This is a genomic window from Flavobacterium denitrificans DSM 15936, assembly GCF_000425445.1.
GTDB lineage: Bacteria > Bacteroidota > Bacteroidia > Flavobacteriales > Flavobacteriaceae > Flavobacterium > Flavobacterium denitrificans.
The window spans coordinates 198888-219014 of the sequence record NZ_KE384379.1; the positions used below are offsets into that span (position 1 = coordinate 198888).

14 protein-coding genes are annotated in these 20127 nt (G+C 33.7%); 11 read left to right on the forward strand and 3 right to left on the reverse strand.

The features are described from left to right. Window positions 1-153 precede the first annotated feature (153 nt). Together H600_RS0120480 and topA are read right to left on the reverse strand one after the other, a co-directional pair. Window positions 154-1305, reverse strand: coding sequence for a formimidoylglutamase (locus H600_RS0120480; RefSeq protein ID WP_026730538.1), 1152 nt, complete (start codon window positions 1303-1305; stop codon window positions 154-156). A gap of 14 nt (window positions 1306-1319) precedes the next feature. Next, window positions 1320-3836 carry a type I DNA topoisomerase gene (gene topA, locus H600_RS0120485; RefSeq protein ID WP_026730539.1) on the reverse strand — a complete coding sequence of 839 codons (2517 nt, stop codon included), beginning with the start codon at window positions 3834-3836 and terminating at the stop codon, window positions 1320-1322. Window positions 3837-4162: 326 nt separating this feature from the next. On the opposite strand from topA, the gene miaB reads away from it, so the two are divergent. The 11 genes from miaB (at window position 4163) to H600_RS0120545 (ending at window position 18214) form a co-directional block, all read left to right on the forward strand. Beyond that, window positions 4163-5608 carry a tRNA (N6-isopentenyl adenosine(37)-C2)-methylthiotransferase MiaB gene (gene miaB, locus H600_RS0120490; protein ID WP_026730540.1) on the forward strand — a complete coding sequence of 482 codons (1446 nt, stop codon included), beginning with the start codon at window positions 4163-4165 and terminating at the stop codon, window positions 5606-5608. A 44-nt stretch (window positions 5609-5652) separates the two neighbouring features. Further along, a complete protein-coding gene (locus tag H600_RS0120495) occupies window positions 5653-6042 on the forward strand; it encodes a GxxExxY protein (RefSeq protein WP_026730541.1) in 390 nt (129 codons plus the stop codon). A 203-nt stretch (window positions 6043-6245) separates the two neighbouring features. Beyond that, on the forward strand, window positions 6246-7505 hold the full coding sequence (locus H600_RS0120500) for a sigma-54 interaction domain-containing protein (RefSeq protein WP_026730542.1): 1260 nt from the start codon (window positions 6246-6248) through the stop codon (window positions 7503-7505). Between the two features lie 101 nt (window positions 7506-7606). Then, window positions 7607-8125: an LptE family protein gene (locus H600_RS0120505; RefSeq protein WP_026730543.1), complete on the forward strand. Its 519-nt coding sequence runs from the start codon at window positions 7607-7609 to the stop codon at window positions 8123-8125. Between the two features lie 93 nt (window positions 8126-8218). Then, window positions 8219-9607 carry a tetratricopeptide repeat protein gene (locus tag H600_RS0120510; protein WP_026730544.1) on the forward strand — a complete coding sequence of 463 codons (1389 nt, stop codon included), beginning with the start codon at window positions 8219-8221 and terminating at the stop codon, window positions 9605-9607. Between the two features lie 3 nt (window positions 9608-9610). Continuing rightward, window positions 9611-9946, forward strand: a complete 336-nt coding sequence (gene secG, locus H600_RS0120515) for a preprotein translocase subunit SecG (RefSeq protein WP_026730545.1) — start codon at window positions 9611-9613, stop codon at window positions 9944-9946. 141 nt (window positions 9947-10087) lie between these two features. Then, entirely contained in the window at window positions 10088-10363 is a 276-nt protein-coding gene (locus tag H600_RS0120520; protein ID WP_008467105.1) for a co-chaperone GroES, read from the forward strand. An 85-nt stretch (window positions 10364-10448) separates the two neighbouring features. Continuing rightward, window positions 10449-12080 carry a chaperonin GroEL gene (gene groL / locus H600_RS0120525; protein ID WP_026730546.1) on the forward strand — a complete coding sequence of 544 codons (1632 nt, stop codon included), beginning with the start codon at window positions 10449-10451 and terminating at the stop codon, window positions 12078-12080. 310 nt (window positions 12081-12390) lie between these two features. Continuing rightward, window positions 12391-13593: an alkaline phosphatase family protein gene (locus tag H600_RS0120530; protein ID WP_026730547.1), complete on the forward strand. Its 1203-nt coding sequence runs from the start codon at window positions 12391-12393 to the stop codon at window positions 13591-13593. 296 nt (window positions 13594-13889) lie between these two features. Further along, the gene (locus tag H600_RS0120535) at window positions 13890-16274 is read left to right on the forward strand and encodes a hypothetical protein (protein WP_026730548.1); all 2385 of its coding nucleotides are present in this window, start codon (window positions 13890-13892) and stop codon (window positions 16272-16274) included. Window positions 16275-16843: 569 nt separating this feature from the next. Further along, window positions 16844-18214 (forward strand): hypothetical protein, encoded by a 1371-nt coding sequence (locus tag H600_RS0120545; RefSeq protein ID WP_026730550.1) that lies wholly within the window; start codon window positions 16844-16846, stop codon window positions 18212-18214. Between the two features lie 327 nt (window positions 18215-18541). Here H600_RS0120545 and H600_RS0120550 read toward each other — a convergent pair whose 3' ends face one another. Further along, window positions 18542-20071, reverse strand: coding sequence for a SulP family inorganic anion transporter (locus H600_RS0120550; protein ID WP_026730551.1), 1530 nt, complete (start codon window positions 20069-20071; stop codon window positions 18542-18544). Between the last annotated feature and the right edge of the window lie 56 nt (window positions 20072-20127).

Consider the following 20127-nt stretch of genomic DNA (forward strand, 5'->3'; position numbering starts at 1 on the left):
AATAAAATAAAAAAAAAATATTTTATCGATAAACTAACGCAAAAAATCGACCAAAAACATCAAATTTTATAATATATAATCTATTTCTTACTAATATTTCTTAAATATTTTTTTAGAATTCTAAAAAATTAAGATTTTAATTGAAAATTTCTTTTACAAAGCATTTTTTCGTTGTGCTTTCCACCATCTTTCTGGCAATTCTTGATTGCATGCACACAAATATTCGTCGTATGAACACGGTAATAACGTATTTCTTTTCAATTTATTGCTCCCATTTGAAACAAACGGAATTTCGATCCACCAACGGTCCGTTTTGTCACTTTTATAAAAAATAAGTTCCTCATCTTCCAAAGGAACAATATACTTTAAATAGTTTGTTCTGCTGCCAAAAGGATATTCTTTCGAACGATAATGGTAACCTTCTATAAAATACCATACAATTTGTGCAATTAGAACTGCTTCATGCACTGTGCTATTATGATTAAAAACCCCAAATGCCGAAACTTTATCACTGATTCCAGAATATCTCGCTAACGAACAAATTTCTTTTCCATTGAAACCATTTGGCTCAAAAGAAATCAAATTTCCTGATTCTGAAGATTTTACAGAATTCAAATCAACACTAACCAAATCAGCATCTCTAAAAACAGGCTCCGCCAATGCTATATTTGTTGAAATTTCCCCTAATCGATAAGCATCAAAAAACAACTTTTCGATCAAATCGATTTCTTCTTGAGAATTATAATACGTTTGATATCCTATATTGCAATAGTTGAACAAGTTATTTGGCTCATCAATGATAATTTTAGTCAAATATGAATTAGCTGAAACTGATTCATTTTCTTTTCCAAAATCAAATCTATTATCTACTGAAACCAAGTTCACCATTTGTTCTAAATCGTCATAAGCACGATACAATGCATAGGTCAAATCTTGAGAACCTCCTAGGACTATAGGAATAACTTTGTTCTTAATTAAAGAAGCTACAACTTTTTTTAGCGCAAAATAAGTATCATCTACTGAGTCACCCGCTAAAATATCGCCAAGATCCGCAATAGATGCATCCCAATTTCCAGGAAACATAGCATAAAGCTTCTTTCGAATTGCAGTCAGATTGACTTCATTCACCATATTAATGTTTCGTCTATCTTCTAAAACACCAATAATGGCAATATTTATTTTGCTTATATCAGGAAATTGATCATGGGTATGCAATACTATTTTACTGCCCAATTCTTGAGAAGACAACGAATTGATAAAACTTACAATTCCCTCGTTAACTGGTTCTAGAAAATCAAATTCCATTTATTTTGCTTAAATTATTTCTTTTTTGCTACCGTTTTTTTAGCCGGAGCTTTTTTTGCTGTTGTTGTCTTTTTCGCTGGAGCTTTTTTTGCCGGAGTCTTTGCCGCAATCATTTCTTGAACTTGTGCCAATGTCAATTTTGTTGCATCGACATCTTTACTTAATTCAATTTTGATTTTTCCTTTCAGAATTACAGAGCGTCCCCAACGTGCTTTTTCCACCACAATTCCTTCTTCTTCCCAATTATGAAGTACTTTGTCAATGTTTTTCTGCAATTTATCTTCAATCAATTCTTCAACATCAGCCTGAGATAAATTATCAAAATTGTATTTTTTGCTCACATTCACAAAAAGACCGTTCCATTTAATGAATGGACCAAAACGCCCCACTCCTTTTTGAACACCTTCTCCTTTATAAACTGCAATTGGCGCATCAGCAAGTGCTTTTTCGTCAATTAATTCCTGAGCTCTTTCTTTAGAAACACCTAAAGGATCTTCTCCTCGTGGCAATGAAATAAAAACGCTTCCATGACGCACATAAGGGCCGTAACGACCATTATTCACCTCCACTTCTTCTCCTTTATATTCTCCTAAACTTTTTGGAAGCAAGAACAAGTTCAAAGCTTCTTCAAGTGTAATATTTCCAATATTTTGATCTGCCATCAAGCTGGCAAACTTTTTATCTTCATCATCTGCTTCTCCAATTTGAGCCATTGGTCCAAATTTTCCTAAACGAACAGAAACTTGTCTTCCGTCTGCATCTTTACCAAGAATTCTTTCACCGCTTTCACGTTCAGCATTTGCTTCAACTTCTTTTACATTTGGGTGAAATTGATTGTAGAAATCCTGCATCATTTTTGCCCAATCGATATTTCCTTCGGCAATTTCATCAAAATCCTGCTCTACTTTTGCAGTGAAATTATAATCTAAAATGTTTCCAAAATTCTTTACCAAGAAATCCGTAACAATTGTTCCAATATCTGTAGGAACTAATTTTCCTTTATCAGAACCTGTATTTTCTTTCAGTACTTTTTCTCCAACTTTACTATTTTGCAATGTAAGTTGTGTATAGTTACGTTCTTGACCTTCAAGCGTTCCTTTTTCAACATAATTTCTATTGATAATTGTTGAAATTGTTGGCGCGTAAGTAGAAGGACGACCAATCCCAAGTTCTTCGAGTTTTTTAACCAAAGACGCCTCAGTATAACGTGCCGGCGGTCTTGAATATCGTTCTGTGGCTGTAATATAGTTATTTGCTAACTTTTCATTTACTTTTAAAGCTGGAAGCATTCCTTCTTGCTCTTCTTCATCGTCATCATGACCTTCTAAATAGACTTTTAAGAAACCTTCAAAAAGCAATACTTCTCCCGAAGCTGTAAAAATTTCGCTGTGATTATCGGCTTCGATTTTTACGTTTGTTCTTTCAAGCTGTGCGTCGCTCATTTGCGAAGCCAATGTTCTTTTCCAGATCAAATCGTACAAACGCGCTTGGTCACGATCAATATTTACGGAATGGCGAGACATATCAGTTGGACGAATTGCTTCGTGCGCTTCTTGTGCTCCTTTATTTTTATTGGCGAAAATTCTCGGTTTAGAGAATTCTTTTCCGTATGATTTAATAATTTCAGCTTCAGCAGCATCCATCGCTTCTTTTGAAAGATTTACCGAATCCGTTCTCATATATGTAATAAGTCCGGCTTCGTACAAACGTTGTGCTAACTGCATCGTAATTCCAACGGGCAAATACAATTTTCTCGCTGCTTCCTGTTGAAGCGTAGAAGTTGTAAAAGGTGCTGTAGGAGATTTTTTGGTAGGTTTAGTTTCTAAATCAGCTACCTTATATTTAGAACCGATATTTTGATTTAAGAAATCTTCGGCTTCTTTTTTAGTATTGAAGTTTTTTGGCAATTTTGCTTTGAAAGCTTTTCCTGCTTCGTTTACAAATTCTGCAACAATTGAATACGTTGCAACTGCGTTAAAACTTTGAATTTCGCGTTCTCTTTCCACAATCAAACGTACAGAAACTGACTGCACACGACCTGCTGAAAGTCCGCCTTTGATTTTTCTCCATAAAACTGGAGATAATTCGTAACCTACTAAACGATCCAGAACACGACGTGCTTGTTGTGCATTTACTAAATTATAATCAATTTCTCTTGGATTATCAATTGCTTTAAGAATCGCAGATTTTGTAATCTCGTGAAAAACAATTCTTTTGGTTTTTTTTGTATCCAGTTTTAATTCTTCCGCCAAGTGCCATGAAATAGCCTCTCCCTCGCGGTCCTCATCGGATGCTAACCAAACCGTTTCGGCATTTTTAGATAGTGTCTTCAGTTTGCTTACCAAGGCTTTTTTATCCGGAGAAACTTCATATTTTGGCTTAAAACCATTTTCTACATCTACTCCTATTTCCTTTGATGGTAAGTCGGCTATGTGACCATAACTTGACTCCACCTGAAAATCACTCCCAAGAAATTTCTCGATCGTTTTTGCCTTTGCAGGTGACTCCACTATTACTAAATTCTTTGCCATTGCTCTTATTTTCTGCAACAAAAGTATTTATTTTTTTTAAATATTAACCTTTGGAATGCATTTTTGAAGTATTTTGATATTATGAAACTTAAAATTGCAGATTTATCTGTAATATTCTTCATTATATATATAGGTATAACTTTTAATGATTTCTAACCGAGAAATGTGCTTTTTTATTTTGGATTTTTGATTTTAGAATTTCATCTAAAAGAAATTAAAACTTCAAACCTGAACCCTAAAATCTAAAATTAAATTTGTTAATTCTTTCCCTGCCATCTTGTCATATTAAGCGCAATTAACCTATCTTTGCACTTTGAAATTTTACAATGGAAAAGATTATTGAAGAAAGCAAACAGGGCGAAAGTCTTGTTTTAGAAAATAAACCTGAGAATACTAAAAAACTATTTATAGAAAGTTACGGCTGTGCGATGAATTTTTCGGACAGTGAAGTCGTAGCTTCCATTTTATCTGACGGCGGTTACAACACAACTTCGGTTTTAGAAGAAGCCGATTTGGTTTTGGTAAATACTTGCTCAATCCGTGACAAGGCTGAACAAACGATTCGTAAGCGTCTGGAAAAATACAACGCTGTAAAACGTACCAATCCGAAAATGAAAGTGGGCGTTTTGGGCTGTATGGCGGAACGTTTGAAAAGTCAGTTTCTTGAAGAAGAAAAGATAGTTGACCTTGTTGTTGGTCCTGATGCCTATAAAGATCTTCCTAATTTATTGGCTGAAGTTGAAGAAGGCCGTGACGCCATCAATGTAATTTTATCAAAAGAAGAAACTTACGGAGATATTTCGCCTGTTCGTTTAATGAGCAATGGAATTACGGCTTTGGTTTCGATTACTCGTGGATGCGATAATATGTGTACATTTTGCGTTGTACCTTTTACGCGCGGACGTGAAAGAAGCCGTGAACCGCAAAGTATCATGAATGAAATTCAGGACTTGTGGAATAATGGCTATAAAGAAGTTACGCTTCTTGGTCAAAACGTTGACAGTTACCTTTGGTACGGAGGCGGATTGAAAAAAGATTTTGTAAACGCTTCTGAAATACAAAAAGCTACTGCAGTTGATTTTGACCAATTGTTAGAAATGGTTGCGGTTGGTTTTCCAAAAATGCGTATTCGCTTTTCGACTTCGAATCCGCAGGATATGCACGAGAGTATTTTGCATGTTATTGCAAAATATCCAAATATCTGCAAACATATTCACTTACCGGTTCAGTCTGGAAGTAACAGAATTTTAAAAGAAATGAACCGTTTGCATTCCCGTGAAGAATATATGGCTTTGATTGACAAAATCAGAGCTATTGTTCCAGATGCTTCGATCTCGCAAGATATGATTGCCGGTTTCCCAACAGAAACTGAAGAAGATCACCAAGATACAATGAGTTTGATGGAATACGTAAAATATAATTTCGGTTACATGTATTCGTATTCTGAACGTCCTGGAACTTTGGCAGGAAGAAAAATGAAAGATGATGTCGAAGAAGAAACCAAAGCCAGAAGATTACAGGAAATTGTCGATCTACAGCAAAAACACGCTTGGTTTAGAAGTGAGGAATTTGTTGGAAAAACAGTTGAAGTTTTAGTAGAAAAAGTTTCTAAAAAATCAAAAGAAGAATTTTCTGGAAGAAATTCTCAAAGTATTACGGTTGTTTTCCCAAAAGAGAATTACAAGATTGGAGATTTCGTAAACGTAAAAATCACAAGCTGTACCTCTGGAACTTTAAAAGGTGAAGCTGTTGGATATTCTGAGATGAATTAATTTTTTAACCGCAAATTTCACAAATTTTCGCAAATTAATTATTCATGATTGACACAAACGAATATTACTACAAGAAAGATCAAAATTATCAAATTGTAGGTATATGTATGGAAGTACATAGATTATTGGGACCTGGATTACTTGAAATTGTATACAAAGATGCGTTAGAAATTGAATTTAAGAATAATAACATCCCTTATCATCGAGAAAAGGAATTTTCAATAGAATATAAAGGAGTTATTTTACCTCATAAATTTTATGCCGATTTTATAGTTTATGAAGATATTATATTAGAAGTAAAATCAGTCAGAGAAATCAGCAATGATCACCTTGCCCAAACATTAAATTACATGAAGCTTGCTGATACTCCAGTCGGAATAATTGCAAACTTTCAAAACAAATCCTTAGTACACAAAAGATTGATAAATTCATAAACTGAATTTGCGCTAATTTGTGTAATTTGTGTAATTTGTGGTTAATTTAATAATAAACATCTCTAACGGATTGAAAAAAATAAGAGTTAATCCGTATTAATCTGTGGCAAAAGATAAAATTATAAGCCAAAAGTTTAAAAGTTAAAGGTCAAAGTATAAAACTTGAAACCTAAAACAAACAAAAAACTTGAAACAAAAAGCAAATGGAAACAGTTCAAGCAATAAAACAGCGATTTGAGATAATTGGTAATGATCCGAAATTAAATCGTGCCATTGAAAAAGCCATTCAGGTTGCTCCAACTGATATTTCGGTTATGGTAACTGGGGAAAGTGGTGTTGGTAAAGAAAATATTCCTAGAATTATACATTCGCTTTCGCATAGAAAGCATGGTAAATATATTGCCGTAAACTGCGGAGCGATTCCGGAAGGAACAATTGATAGTGAACTTTTCGGTCACGAAAAAGGCGCTTTTACAGGCGCAACAAGCACGCGTGAAGGTTACTTCGAAGTAGCCGATGGCGGAACAATTTTTCTTGATGAAGTGGGAGAATTACCTTTAACAACCCAGGTAAGATTATTACGTGTTTTAGAAAATGGTGAATTTATAAAAGTAGGTTCGTCTCAGGTTCAAAAAACAAATGTTCGTATCGTAGCGGCAACCAATGTGAATTTATTTAATGCAATCGAAAAAGGTAAATTCCGTGAAGACTTATACTATCGTTTAAGTACAGTCGAAATTACTTTGCCGCCTTTACGCGAAAGAAACGATGATATACATTTATTGTTCAGAAAGTTTGTGGCCGATTTTGCTCATAAATACAAAATGCCACCTTTAAGACTAGATGACGATGCTGTTCAGCTTTTACAAAAATTCAGATGGAGTGGTAATATTCGTCAGCTTCGAAATGTAGCGGAACAAATTTCTGTTTTAGAAACCAATCGTGACATCAACCTTGCTACTTTACAATCGTATTTACCTGCTGAAGGAAGCAATTTGCCTTCTGTCATCAGTGACAGTAAAAAAGAAAGTGATTTCAGTACCGAAAGAGACATTTTATATAAGGTGCTTTTTGATATGAGAAGCGACTTGAACGATTTGAAAAAACTGACTTTAGAACTGATGAAAAATGGCTCATCAAAAGTTCAAGATATCAATCCAAATCTAATTCAGAAAATTTACGGAAACCAGCAAAACGACAGCGAAATTGATTTTGAAGAAGAACCAAGAACAGCCGTAATGACTACGCCGACTGTTCGTGAAGAAAACTATCAAATTCAAGACGACAACTATCTATTTGCTGAAACAATCGAAGAGGAAGAGATTTTACGTTTGGAACAAAAAGAAATCGAAATGATCAAAAAATCATTAGAAAAAAACAAAGGAAAGCGTAAAGCCGCTGCAGACGAATTAGGCATTTCTGAAAGAACTTTATATCGCAAAATCAAGCAATTCGATTTATAAAATAATTAAATTACAATTTAGAAAATCCAAATTCCAATTACCTATATTTGAACACAATTGGGTTTTGGAATTTAAACGATTGGAATTTCCTCTTAAATATTATGAAAAAAATATATTCTTTATTGGCACTTTTAATTCTGTTCATGCTAAGCGGATGCAGTGTTTACAACTTTACAGGAACAGGAGCTATTGATGCCAAAACGTTTCAGGTTAACTTTTTCCAAAACAATGCTGATTTGATCGAACCTGGAATCGACAGGCAATTCACATTGGCTTTGCAAGATTTGATCATGAATCAAACCAATCTGAATTTGGTAAGCAACAGCGGTGATTTAGTTTACGAAGGAGAAATTATAGATTACAGAATAAGCCCGATGACCGCAACTGCTGTAGGGGCAAATGGAGAAGTTGGAGCAGCACAAAACCGTTTGACCATTCGTGTAAATGTTCGTTTCACAAATAAGAGAAAAGAAACTGATGATTTTGAAAAAACATTTGAATTTTATAATGACTTTGCAGGAACAGATCTTCCAACTGGAGCTGTTTTAAATTCGGCAATTCAAGTTATTTTTGAAAGAATTACTCAAGACATCTTCAATGAATCATTGGCTAAATGGTAAATTTTAGTTTAATTGGCAAACCGTTTAGTCGCTAAATCGATCAAACAAATTTCCGATTACAGAGTTAAACAAATAAATTATTAAATAGTAAAAATGAACGTAACCGATTATACATACCTAATAAACAAACCTGATACTGTAACAGAAAAACAGGCTGAAACATTAGGAAGTGTTTTAAATGAATTCCCATATTTTCAAAGTGCGCGTGCATTGCGATTAAAAGGTCTTTACAAACAAAACAGCTTTAAGTATAATTATGCCTTAAAAGTTACAGCAGCACATACAACAGATCGTTCGGTTTTATTTGATTTTATTACTTCGGAGGAATTCACTCCTATTCAAGGTGCGTATTATGAACGCAAACTGAGAGATCTTTTGAATATTACTGTTTTTGATGTCGAAATTATTTCGGCTGAAGAAAAAAAGAAACTTGCCGAAGTTCGAATTGATCCAATCGAAAAATCTATTTTAGATTCTATTAAAGAAGCTACATCAGTTACTTTTGAAGAACCAGCAAAAATTGAAGAAAAACCGATTGAGCCAGTTTTTGAAGAAAAACCAATTAATTCTGTACTAGAAGAAGAGCCTGAACTTTCTATTAAAGAAGAAACTCCTATTATTAAGGAACCGAGCAGAACTTTTCTAGAAGACAGATTAGATGATGAAATTCCGAATGTCCGAATTGATCCTATTGAAAAATCGGTATTCAATGCCATTAAAGAAGCAGAAAATGTAGTTTTTGAAGAAGCCAAACGTATTGAAAAACCTACAACAATTGAAATTCAAGAAACAGTAATTGAGGAAATTGAGGTTAGTGAAAAATCTGAAACAATTGAAATTCCTGAAACCGCAATCGTTGCTAAAGAAACTATAATTATTGCGGAACCGAAAGAAATTGAAATTTCGGAAACACCAACAGTAATCCAACAGACAGAAAATCATCCAGAAGCAATAAAAATCGAAATTCCTGAAGCAGTGAAAATTGCAGAAGAGAATCTGGAAATTGGAAAACCATTGGATTTTTCAGGCAATGAAAAACATTCCTTCCAAGAATGGTTGCAATTATCAAGAACAGAACCAATTGACAGAACTAAAGAAGCTCCCATGGAAGAAAATCTGACAGAAAATGCTATTGAAAAAGCAGAACAAACATTAGGGACGCTCTCAGTAGAAGAAAAAGCGGAAGAAGAAAGAAAGAAAAAAGCTGAAATAATTGACCGATTTATTGAAGCCAACCCAAAAATCTCTCCAATCAAGCAAACTGCCATAACAGCTGCTGCACAGCTTGACATCAACAAAGACGAGAGTTCTTATTTAATGACAGAGACTTTAGCCAGAGTATATTTGGAACAAAAAAAATATACAAAAGCAATTCAAGCATATGAAATATTAATTTTGAAATATCCAGAAAAAATTACTTTCTTTGCAGACCGCATATCGGATATAAAGATTTTACAACAAAATAACAATAACAATAATTAAGTAATGAGCACATTTTCAATTTTTTTAGTTTTAATCACAATAGTTTGTTTTCTATTGATCGTAGTAATCATGGTACAGAACCCTAAAGGAGGAGGATTATCTTCTACAATCAGCGGAACACAAATGTTAGGCGGTGTACAAAAAACAACAGACTTTTTAGATAAAAGTACTTGGACATTAGCTACTATTTTGATCGTTTTAATTTTGCTTTCAAGCTTAAGCTTTACTGGATCATTAAACGATACTGGATCTAAAATTATTGAAAAAACAGAAGCTCCTGCAACTACGCCAGCAGCTCCTGCGCAGCAAACTCCTGCACCAGCAGCACCAGCTAAATAATAATTTTGATATAAATTAAAATGCCAGCCTGTCAAAGCTGGCATTTTTTTTAAGAAATAATGTCAGTTTATTGAGCATGGCACAATTTCTGAAAGTTTATTGAACATTAAAAAACGTATAACTTAATTAAAATATAAAATCATGGCTTTAAACATTAAACCGCTTTCAGACCGCGTACTTATCGAGCCTGTTGCAGCTGAAACTAAAACTGCCTCAGGTATTTTTATTCCAGATACTGCTAAAGAAAAACCACAAAAAGGAACTGTAGTTGCAGTTGGAAACGGAACTAAAGATCACACAATGACTGTAAAGGTTGGAGATACTGTTCTTTACGGAAAATATGCAGGAACAGAATTAAAATTAGAAGGAACTGATTATTTGATTATGCGTGAGGACGATATCCTTGCAATTATCTAAAAAAATATTGTATTAAGTACGAAGTATTTAAGAATTAAGAACTTCATTAACTTGAAACAAATCAAACTTTAAACAAAAAATTAAAATGGCAAAAGATATAAAATTTGATATTGAAGCACGTGACGGATTAAAACGTGGTGTTGATGCATTAGCAAATGCTGTAAAAGTAACTTTGGGACCAAAAGGTCGTAACGTAATCATCGGAAAATCATTTGGTGGACCAACTGTTACTAAAGATGGTGTTTCTGTTGCAAAAGAAATCGAATTAAAAGACCCATTAGAAAATATGGGTGCGCAAATGGTTAAAGAAGTTGCTTCTAAAACCAATGATTTAGCAGGAGACGGAACTACGACTGCTACAGTTTTAGCTCAGGCTATCGTAAAAGAAGGTTTGAAAAACGTTGCTGCAGGTGCAAATCCAATGGACTTGAAACGCGGTATTGACAAAGCTGTTGAAACGATCGTGGCTGACTTAGCAAAACAAGCTAAAGTTGTTGGAAGCGATTCTGATAAAATCCAGCAAATTGCTTCTATCTCTGCAAACAATGATGATGTTATTGGTGAATTAATCGCTACAGCTTTCGCTAAAGTTGGAAAAGAAGGTGTTATCACTGTTGAAGAAGCTAAAGGAACTGACACTTTTGTTGACGTTGTTGAAGGAATGCAGTTTGACAGAGGATATCTTTCTCCATACTTCGTTACAAATCCAGAGAAAATGGAAGTTGAATTAGACTCTCCATACATTTTATTATACGACAAAAAAGTTTCTTCTTTAAAAGAATTACTTCCAGTTTTAGAGCCAGTTGCTCAATCAGGAAAACCATTATTGATTATCGCTGAAGATGTTGACGGAGAAGCTCTTTCTACATTGGTAGTAAATAAATTAAGAGGTGCTCTTAAAATTGCTGCTGTAAAAGCTCCAGGTTTTGGAGACAGAAGAAAAGCAATGTTAGAAGATATCGCAATCTTAACTGGCGGAACTGTAATTTCTGAAGAAAGAGGTTATACTTTAGAAAATACAACTATCGAAATGTTAGGAAACGCAAAAAGAGTTTCTATCGATAAAGACAATACAACTATCGTAAGTGGTGCTGGTGAAGCTGATATCATCAAAAACCGTGTGAACCAAATTAAAGGTCAGATGGAAACTACTACATCTGATTATGATAAAGAAAAATTGCAAGAGCGTTTAGCTAAATTAGCTGGAGGTGTTGCAGTTCTTTACGTTGGTGCTGCTTCTGAAGTTGAAATGAAAGAGAAAAAAGATAGAGTTGATGACGCTTTACACGCAACGCGCGCCGCTGTTGAAGAAGGTATCGTTGCTGGTGGTGGTGTTGCTTTATTGAGAGCCAAACTTGCTTTAGCTGATTTAAAAGCAGACAACGCTGACGAAGCAACCGGAATCCAAATCGTTTCTCGTGCTGTTGAAGCTCCATTAAGAACTATCGTTGAAAATGCTGGTCTTGAAGGTTCTGTTGTTGTAGCTAAAGTTTCTGAAGGAAAAGGTGATTTCGGATACAATGCAAAAACTGACGAATATGTAGACATGCTTACTGCTGGAATTATCGATCCTAAAAAAGTAACTCGTGTAGCTCTTGAAAACGCTGCATCTGTTTCTGGAATGATCTTAACTACAGAATGTGCATTAATTGATATTAAGGAAGAAAATGCTGGTGGCGGAATGCCAATGGGAGGCGGAATGCCAGGAATGATGTAATCGTTCTCTTCTTAAACTTTAAAACGCCAGATTAATATCTGGCGTTTTTTTTTGCCACTAATTACACAAATTTCCACGAATTGTTTTGCGTAAAAAAAATGCTTTGCCACAGATTAAAAGATTTCCACAGCTTATAATCTTTTTAATCCACTAATCTGTGGCCAAAAATATTCGTAATGACTAGAAAGAATAATTCGTGTAAATTTGTGTAATTAGTGGCAAACCTTTTTTTATTTATGATTGTTTAACATTCTGTTTTTGCCGATAAAAGTTGTTATTGGTAACTTTGTTGTTCAATAATTCATCAATAATGAAAAAATATTTTACCGCGCTCCTATCTTTACTTTTCTTCATCTTTTCATTCGTTTTACAAGCCCAAAATAATAAAGACAATTATGTTGTTTTAGTTTCTATGGATGGGTTTCGCTGGGATTATGGCAAGCAATTTAATCTTCCTAACCTAAAACAAATTTCGAAAAAAGGCGTTCACGCTAAATCAATGAAACCTTCTTATCCAAGTAAAACTTTTCCAAATCATTATGCCATAGTAACCGGACTTTATCCAGACCATCACGGAATTATAAATAATGTTTTTTACGACGCCCAATTAAATGAATCTTTCTCATTGTCAAGCAATGCAAAAAATGATTCTCGATTTTACGGCGGAAACCCGATTTGGAATTTGGCAGAACAACAAGGTGTAAAAACCGCTTCGTTCTTTTGGCCGGGTTCCGATATTGACAATCGAAATCCGAGTATTTTCAAAAAATACGATAATAAAATTCCGTACGGCGCTCGAATTGATACTGTTTTAAAATGGTTGCAGCTTCCAGAAAAACAGCGCCCGCATTTGGTGACTTTATATTTTGATGAACCTGATCATACCGGACATAATTTTGGTCCGCTTTCTCCGGAAAACAAAAAAATGGTGATTAAAATGGATTCTATTATGGGCGAACTATCTAGAAGATTAGACCAATTGCCAATTGGAAAACAAATTAATTTAATCATTGTTTCAGATCATGGAATGGCCAATATCAGCAATGACAAAAAAGTAGCGGTTTTAGATTATTTAAAACCAGAATGGCTAGGTTATAAAGATGTTATAAACCCGATTATGAGTTTGCAAGCAAAAGCAGGATTTCAGGATTCTATTGCAAATGCTTTGAAAAAAGTGCCTCACATAAAATTCTGGAAAGCTTCAGAAGTCCCAGAAAGACTTCATTATGGAACAAATCCACGTGTGCACGATTTTGTTATTGAAGCTAATAAAGGCTGGAGTTTAGTAACTAAAAAATCCCAAAACATAAAAGGCGGAACACATGGCTATGATAACAATGAAAAAGATATGCACGCTATTTTTTATGCAAAAGGTCCAGCTTTTAAAATAAACAAAAGGGTAAAAACATTTAAGAATGTTTCGGTTTATCCTTTAATTGCGAATATTCTAGATTTACAAGTTGGCGAAATCGACGGAAAATTAAGCGATGTAGAATCAATGCTTGCTAATTAAGAAATTTGTCAATTAGATAATTAAACAATTGTCGCCTTGAGCTAAAACGCAAGTTGCTCTAACTGGCATACGGGCTTCGACTTCGCTCAGCCTGACAAAAACTTAATACTTTATACAATAAACCCGACAGGTAAAAACTGTCGGGTTTATTTTTTTTAGAAGAAAAGTGAATTTTCTAATTGGTAAATTATCTAATTATCACTCACAAAAATTTGCATGGTTTTTGTGAATTACAGATTAGTATTACAATTAATTTATAGCTTATCGAAATTAAAATTATTCCTAATCTTTTTTGTATGAAATTAATCATCCGGTTTTTTAGCTTTCTTTTCTGTATACAATCCTACTCTCAGGCGATTAGCAATCAAGACAAAATTACCCAATACCTTGCTGATTATTTTTTAGAAGACCGAGAGATTATTCATGTCCAATTCAATAAAACCCTTTATACAAACAACGAAGATATTGCCTTTAAAGGATACATTCTTAGCAAAAACAGAGATATCTCAAATAGCAACACCACAAATGTTCAATTAGTTATTTACAACAATGAAAATCAAATAATTCAGAAACAATTACTTTATGCGCAAAACGGTATTTTTTCTGGTGGCATTCATTTAAATGAAAAATTTATACCCGGAAAGTACCATTTTCACTTCTATACGAACTGGATGAATAATTTCAAAGAAGATGATTCCTTTTATCAAACGATCGAAATTATTGACCGAAACAAACCCTATACTTTTGAAACCAATGAACCAAATTGGGAAACAGCAGAAATAAGTTTATTTCCTGAAGGAGGAATTATACTAAATGATATCGTTAACACAATAGGAGTTAAGATTGTAGATTGTAATAAAAAAGGTATTGAAATAGCAGACGGCATTATTTTAGACTCAAAATCAAATGAAATTACAAACTTCAACACCAATAAAATGGGGAACGGTGTCATTTATTTAAGACCCGACATAAATGAAAAATACACTTTAAAAATAAATACTGATAAATTAAAAATAGAACGCCCTCTAGGCAAAATTTCAGAAACTGGCTTAATCTTAACAGAACATAATTATCCCGCCAAAAACAATTTACTTATTATTCTTAAAACTAACGAGAAAGGGCTTCAAGTCAATCAAAATAAAAAATTCATTGTGATAATTCAGCAAAATGGCAGTTTGATGCAACAGGAGGTCACCTTCAACAACAACAAAACACAACAACCTATTTTCTTTGATAAAAAGTTTTTATCAAACGGTATTCATACTGTTAGATTATTAGATGAAGATTTGAATGAAATTACAGAAAGATTAACTTATATAGAAGAAGATGCAAATCCGATAACAACACTTCAAACTAAAACAACAGCTAACGACAGCATTATATTGTCTGGGGAAGTAGAAGCTGACAAGGGACATCTCAGTATTAGTGTTCTACCTGAAAAGAGCGTTTGCAATAATCAGAAAAAATCAATTTTGGGTACTTTTTATTTAAATGCCTATTTAGAAAAACCAGTGAGCGATACTTATTTTTATTTTAATCCTGAGAATAGAACTAGAATACAAGATATAGAACTTTTATTGGTTACACAAAGCAGAGGCAAATACTTATGGGAAAATATCAAAGCAGGTCCGCCAAAAATCAGTTATGAATTTGAAAAAGGAATTACTATAAATGGGAAAGTCGAGCGAGAACAAAAGCCGAATTCTAAAAACAAAATTTCTCTTTTAGCATTAAAGAAAAATCTATTTGACGAAACCACTATCGATCAGAATAATGATTTTAAATTTGAACATTTTTTTGTTCAAGATTCGACTGTTCTAGCTATACAAATGACCAATGAAAAAAACAATACCTTAACTACCAAAATAGAAGCTAGAATTGCTCGAAATGAACCTCGATTTGTTATGGGACCATCATTTGAAAAACCATTTTGTTCAGTAGAAAAATCTACTGAGAATGTTTTTAATTTCCTACCGCCAAAAATCAAAACTACTTTATTAAAAGAAGTTGAAGTAAAAAACACTTCCAAAAAAGAAGTTTTTATTCACAAATCAGAAGTAAGCCATATGGCCAAAGCCTTTAAAATTGACGGAAAATCATATCAAACTTTACTAAGTTTCCTATCTTCAAATGGTTATAATACAGGTATTGATCCAAGTAGTGGCACAGTATATATCGCAGACCGCAGAGATGCTTATAAGGGTTGGGCACCAGGTTCTTATCTCACAGCGACTCCTCCAAATATATATATTGACAATTTTTTACTTTATGACTTTAATGAGCTTTACCATCTCACGTTAGATCAAATAGATGAAATCTACATTGATAGAACCGGAAGCTCTGATATTACAGCCTTAAGAGGTCATGGTACAATTAAAATTTTCATGAAAACTGGACAAAAAAACGAATATTTCAAAGTAAAACATACCTCATTAATTGTAACAAAGGGTTTTGCACAAAATTTTAGTTACAAAGCTACGCCAATTGAAGATCAGGACGAATTTAATTATTTCGGTACTCTAAACTGGTCGCCAAACATCGAGCTAATCGATCGTTCCGATTTTCAAATTAAAATTCCGAAGAATAAACAAAAAGAAATACAAGTTTTAATAGAAGGTTTTACTGACGACGGATATTTAATATCTCAAGTCAAAAAAGTACCTATTGGAGTAAATAATTAATTAGAAAATTTGGTAATTTTTCAATTCGATAATTCTCTGTTTTCTTCTAAAAAATAAACCCGACAGGTTTTAAAAACTCGTCGGGTTTGTTGCATCTATAACCTTTGTACATAATTTAACTCACAATTAAACATAATTAAGCCACTACTTTATAAGAGCTTCGAATATATTTACTTTTAATATCAACCTTCATCACACCGCCACCTAATACTATCATTCGTAATTTCCCAATTATTGGCACACCGAAAAACATCCTGAGTTGTAGTCCAAAATTTAAGGAACGCTTATAAGACTCCCCACTTCTATATCTTTTATAAAAAAAAATCCACAATTCATTAACAGTTTACAATTTAAAAGTAGAGGCAAAAATTTATTTGCTTCAAATTCATTGCTCAACCTACGCTAAATATTATATAAAATACACCTTCATACTTACCATTTTCACATTTTTAATATACTTTTTTTTCGTTAAAAAAAACCCTAATCTACAATAAAAAAAAATCTAGGGGTAATCTGATGTGCAAGTCTCAAGTAATTTTGTCATAAATTTTAAATTGCATATTAAAGACATGAAAAATAACAAATCTATTAAAAAATTGAAGAAAATTATTTGTGCTCTATTATTAATTCAGAGCGGGTTTATGATGGCCCAAACAAAAACAGTAGTTACCCAAAATGGGGAAAAAGTTACTATTCATCCTAATGCTAATAATGGTATAACAGCAAACGCTGGTTATATTCAATTAGGAGGAGATCTAAAACAGGCTACAAAATTAGTAACAACGTCAGCATATACTCTGGCTTTAGAAGGACTTTTGGCAGGAGCTAACACAGATGCTGTTTTAGTAATTGATAATGCCGGGATAATACGTTATGTATCAAGATCAGAATTTGCTGGTGACAACTTAGGTAATCACACTGCCACACAAGATTTGAATATGAACGATAAAAATATTGCTGGAGCTGCAAATATTACTGCTACAGGAAAAACAAGTACAGCTACAGCTCAAATTACTACAGGTGCTGCAGTTGGTTATGTAGCTACATCAGTAGATACAGATGGTAATGTTGTTTGGACAGATCCTGCAACCATTAATACTAAAGGTGATAACTTAGGAAACCATACTGCAACTCAGGATTTAGTAATGAGTTCTAAAAATATTAATGGTGCTGCAAATATTACAGCTTCAGGAAAAACAAGCACAGCTACAGCTCAAATTACTTCTGGCGCCGCAATTGGTTACATAGCTACATCGGTAGATGCCGATGGTAACGTTCTTTGGACAGATCCTGCAACCATTAATACTAAAGGTGATAACTTAGGAAACCATACTGCAACTCAGGATTTAGTAATGAGTTCTAAAAATATTAATGGTGCTGCAAATATTACAGCTTCAGGAAAAACAAGCACAGCTACAGCTCAAATTACTTCTGGCGCCGCAATTGGTTACATAGCTACATCAGTAGATGCCACTGGTAATGTTGTTTGGACAGATCCTACAACCATTAATACTAAAGGTGATAATCTTGGTAATCACACTGCTACACAAGATTTGAATATGAATACTAAAAATATTGATGGAGCTACAAATATAACTGCTACAGGAAAAACAAGTACAGCTACAGCTCAAATTACTACAGGTGCTGCAGTTGGTTATGTAGCTACATCAGTAGATACAGCTGGTAATGTTGTTTGGACAGATCCTGCAACTTTTGCAACGCAACTAGCTATTGATGAATTTACTACATCAGCTGGAGATGCTTCTTTTACACTAAATGCAATACCGCAAGGGTTAAAAGTACAAATGTACGTGAATGGTGTCGCTATCTCTAAAAATGCATTTTCTGTAGCTGGCAAGATTGTAACATATAATCCTGCGAATAATGGTTCATATACATTAATGGCAAATGACCTAATAAAATTTACTTATTTAAAATAATAGATTCTGCAAATTTTATCTAAATAGATAAAACCTTATAAAATTAATTATATGCTAAAAAAGCTGCAAATTTTTGTTTGCAGCTTTTTTCTTTTGAGAAAACTTTTTATTTCAAACATTACAAATCTCTTCAGAAAAAACCTAAAACGTTAATTTCTTAAATTAAGAATTTTGATTGAATAGCAACATCATTTTTTTTGATTTGATCTAAATTGCCATAATCTTATCCATTATTTCAGTTTATTATATGTCGTACTCAAAAGTTATTTTGTCATTTTTTTATTTAATAACATTCCTCAAAGGAGTAAATAACCTACTTCCTAATTATTAAGAAACCACTTTATAAGTCGGGTCTTCGATCACATTAACATTAATAACGGCATCAGCATTTTTCAGCAATTGTTGACAGTCTTCGCTTAAATGTTTTAATTCGACAATTTTATTTATTTGATTGTATTTTTTAGTCAGATTATTCAAAACTTCAATTGCTGACATATCAGAAACTCGGCTTTCCTTAAAATCGATAATCACGTGATTTGGATCATTTTGAATATCGAATTTTTCTAAAAAAGTAGTGGTTGAACCGAAGAATAAAGGACCATAAATTTCATAATGCTTTATTCCGTTTTCGTCAATATAATGTCTTGCACGGATTCTTTTGGCACTTTCCCAAGCAAAAACCAAAGCCGAAATTATTACACCAATCAACACCGCCAAAGCCAAATTGTGAAGCAGAATTGTAATTACTGCCACCAAAATTCCAACGAAAATATCATGTCTTGGCATTTTATTAATGATTCTGAAACTTGCCCATTCAAAAGTTGTAATGGCAACCATCATCATCACTCCTACCAAAGCCGCCATAGGCAATTTCCCAATTACGGGAGCACCAAAAAGTATAATTATTAAAATGGTCAGCGAGGCAATAATTCCTGAAAGTCGCGCACGTGATCCCGCTCCCAAGTTTACCAAGGTTTGAGCAATCATTGGGCAACCTCCCATTCCGTAGAAAAAACCGTTTAAAATGTTTGAACTTCCTTGCGCAATGCATTCACGATTGCTGTTACCGCGAGTTCCAGTAATTTCATCTACTAAATTCAGCGTAAGCAAACCTTCCGTCAAACCTACTGCAGCGACAATCACAGAATATGGAAAAATGATTTTTAAAGTTTCAAAAGAAAGCGGAATATTCGGAATATGAAATGGAGGAAATCCACCTTGAACTGAAGCGATATCTTCAACTGTTCTGGTTTCAATATTAAAAACAATTACCAATACAAAAACTACCATAATGGCCACCAATGAAGCCGGAACTGTTTTTGTGATTTTAGGAAAAACCAAAACAATTGCTATAGTCAAAGCTACCAAACCCAGCATAATATACAAAGGCGTTCCTTGAAGCCACGAAACCTGTCCGTTTACCATTGTTTTAAATTGTTCCAATTGCGACATAAAAATCACAACTGCCAAACCGTTTACAAAACCAAACATAACGGGCTGAGGCACCAACCTAATAAATTTTCCGAGCTTAAAAAGTCCGATGCAGATTTGAACGACACCGCCAAGCGCAACGGCAGCAAAAACATATTCTATTCCGTGAGATTTCATCAAAGCAATCAAAACAATTACAGTTGCTCCTGCCCCGCCTGAAATCATACCTGGTCTTCCGCCAAAAATTGCCGTTATCAATCCTGCAATAAATGCTGCATATAAACCTACCAAAGGTGGAAAACCAGCTAAAATAGCAAACGACAATGATTCTGGAATCATCGTCATAGCGACAGTCAAACCGGCTAATATTTCATTTTTATAATTGACTTTTTGAGTAAAATCGAAGAGTTGGAATGCTTTTTTCATAGGGCACAAATTTAGGAAATTTGGAAATTGCAAAAGGAGTGAATTAAGAAAATGTG

Bases quoted from the DNA above. Each gene is read 5' to 3' on its own strand.
- H600_RS0120480 (WP_026730538.1), bottom strand. From the start codon at position 1,305: ATGGAATTTGATTTTCTAGAACCAGTTAACGAGGGAATTGTAAGTTTT.
- topA (WP_026730539.1), bottom strand. From the start codon at position 3,836: ATGGCAAAGAATTTAGTAATAGTGGAGTCACCTGCAAAGGCAAAAACG.
- miaB (WP_026730540.1), top strand. From the start codon at position 4,163: ATGGAAAAGATTATTGAAGAAAGCAAACAGGGCGAAAGTCTTGTTTTA.
- H600_RS0120495 (WP_026730541.1), top strand. From the start codon at position 5,653: ATGATTGACACAAACGAATATTACTACAAGAAAGATCAAAATTATCAA.
- H600_RS0120500 (WP_026730542.1), top strand. From the start codon at position 6,246: ATGGAAACAGTTCAAGCAATAAAACAGCGATTTGAGATAATTGGTAAT.
- H600_RS0120505 (WP_026730543.1), top strand. From the start codon at position 7,607: ATGAAAAAAATATATTCTTTATTGGCACTTTTAATTCTGTTCATGCTA.
- H600_RS0120510 (WP_026730544.1), top strand. From the start codon at position 8,219: ATGAACGTAACCGATTATACATACCTAATAAACAAACCTGATACTGTA.
- secG (WP_026730545.1), top strand. From the start codon at position 9,611: ATGAGCACATTTTCAATTTTTTTAGTTTTAATCACAATAGTTTGTTTT.
- H600_RS0120520 (WP_008467105.1), top strand. From the start codon at position 10,088: ATGGCTTTAAACATTAAACCGCTTTCAGACCGCGTACTTATCGAGCCT.
- groL (WP_026730546.1), top strand. From the start codon at position 10,449: ATGGCAAAAGATATAAAATTTGATATTGAAGCACGTGACGGATTAAAA.
- H600_RS0120530 (WP_026730547.1), top strand. From the start codon at position 12,391: ATGAAAAAATATTTTACCGCGCTCCTATCTTTACTTTTCTTCATCTTT.
- H600_RS0120535 (WP_026730548.1), top strand. From the start codon at position 13,890: ATGAAATTAATCATCCGGTTTTTTAGCTTTCTTTTCTGTATACAATCC.
- H600_RS0120545 (WP_026730550.1), top strand. From the start codon at position 16,844: ATGAAAAATAACAAATCTATTAAAAAATTGAAGAAAATTATTTGTGCT.
- H600_RS0120550 (WP_026730551.1), bottom strand. From the start codon at position 20,071: ATGAAAAAAGCATTCCAACTCTTCGATTTTACTCAAAAAGTCAATTAT.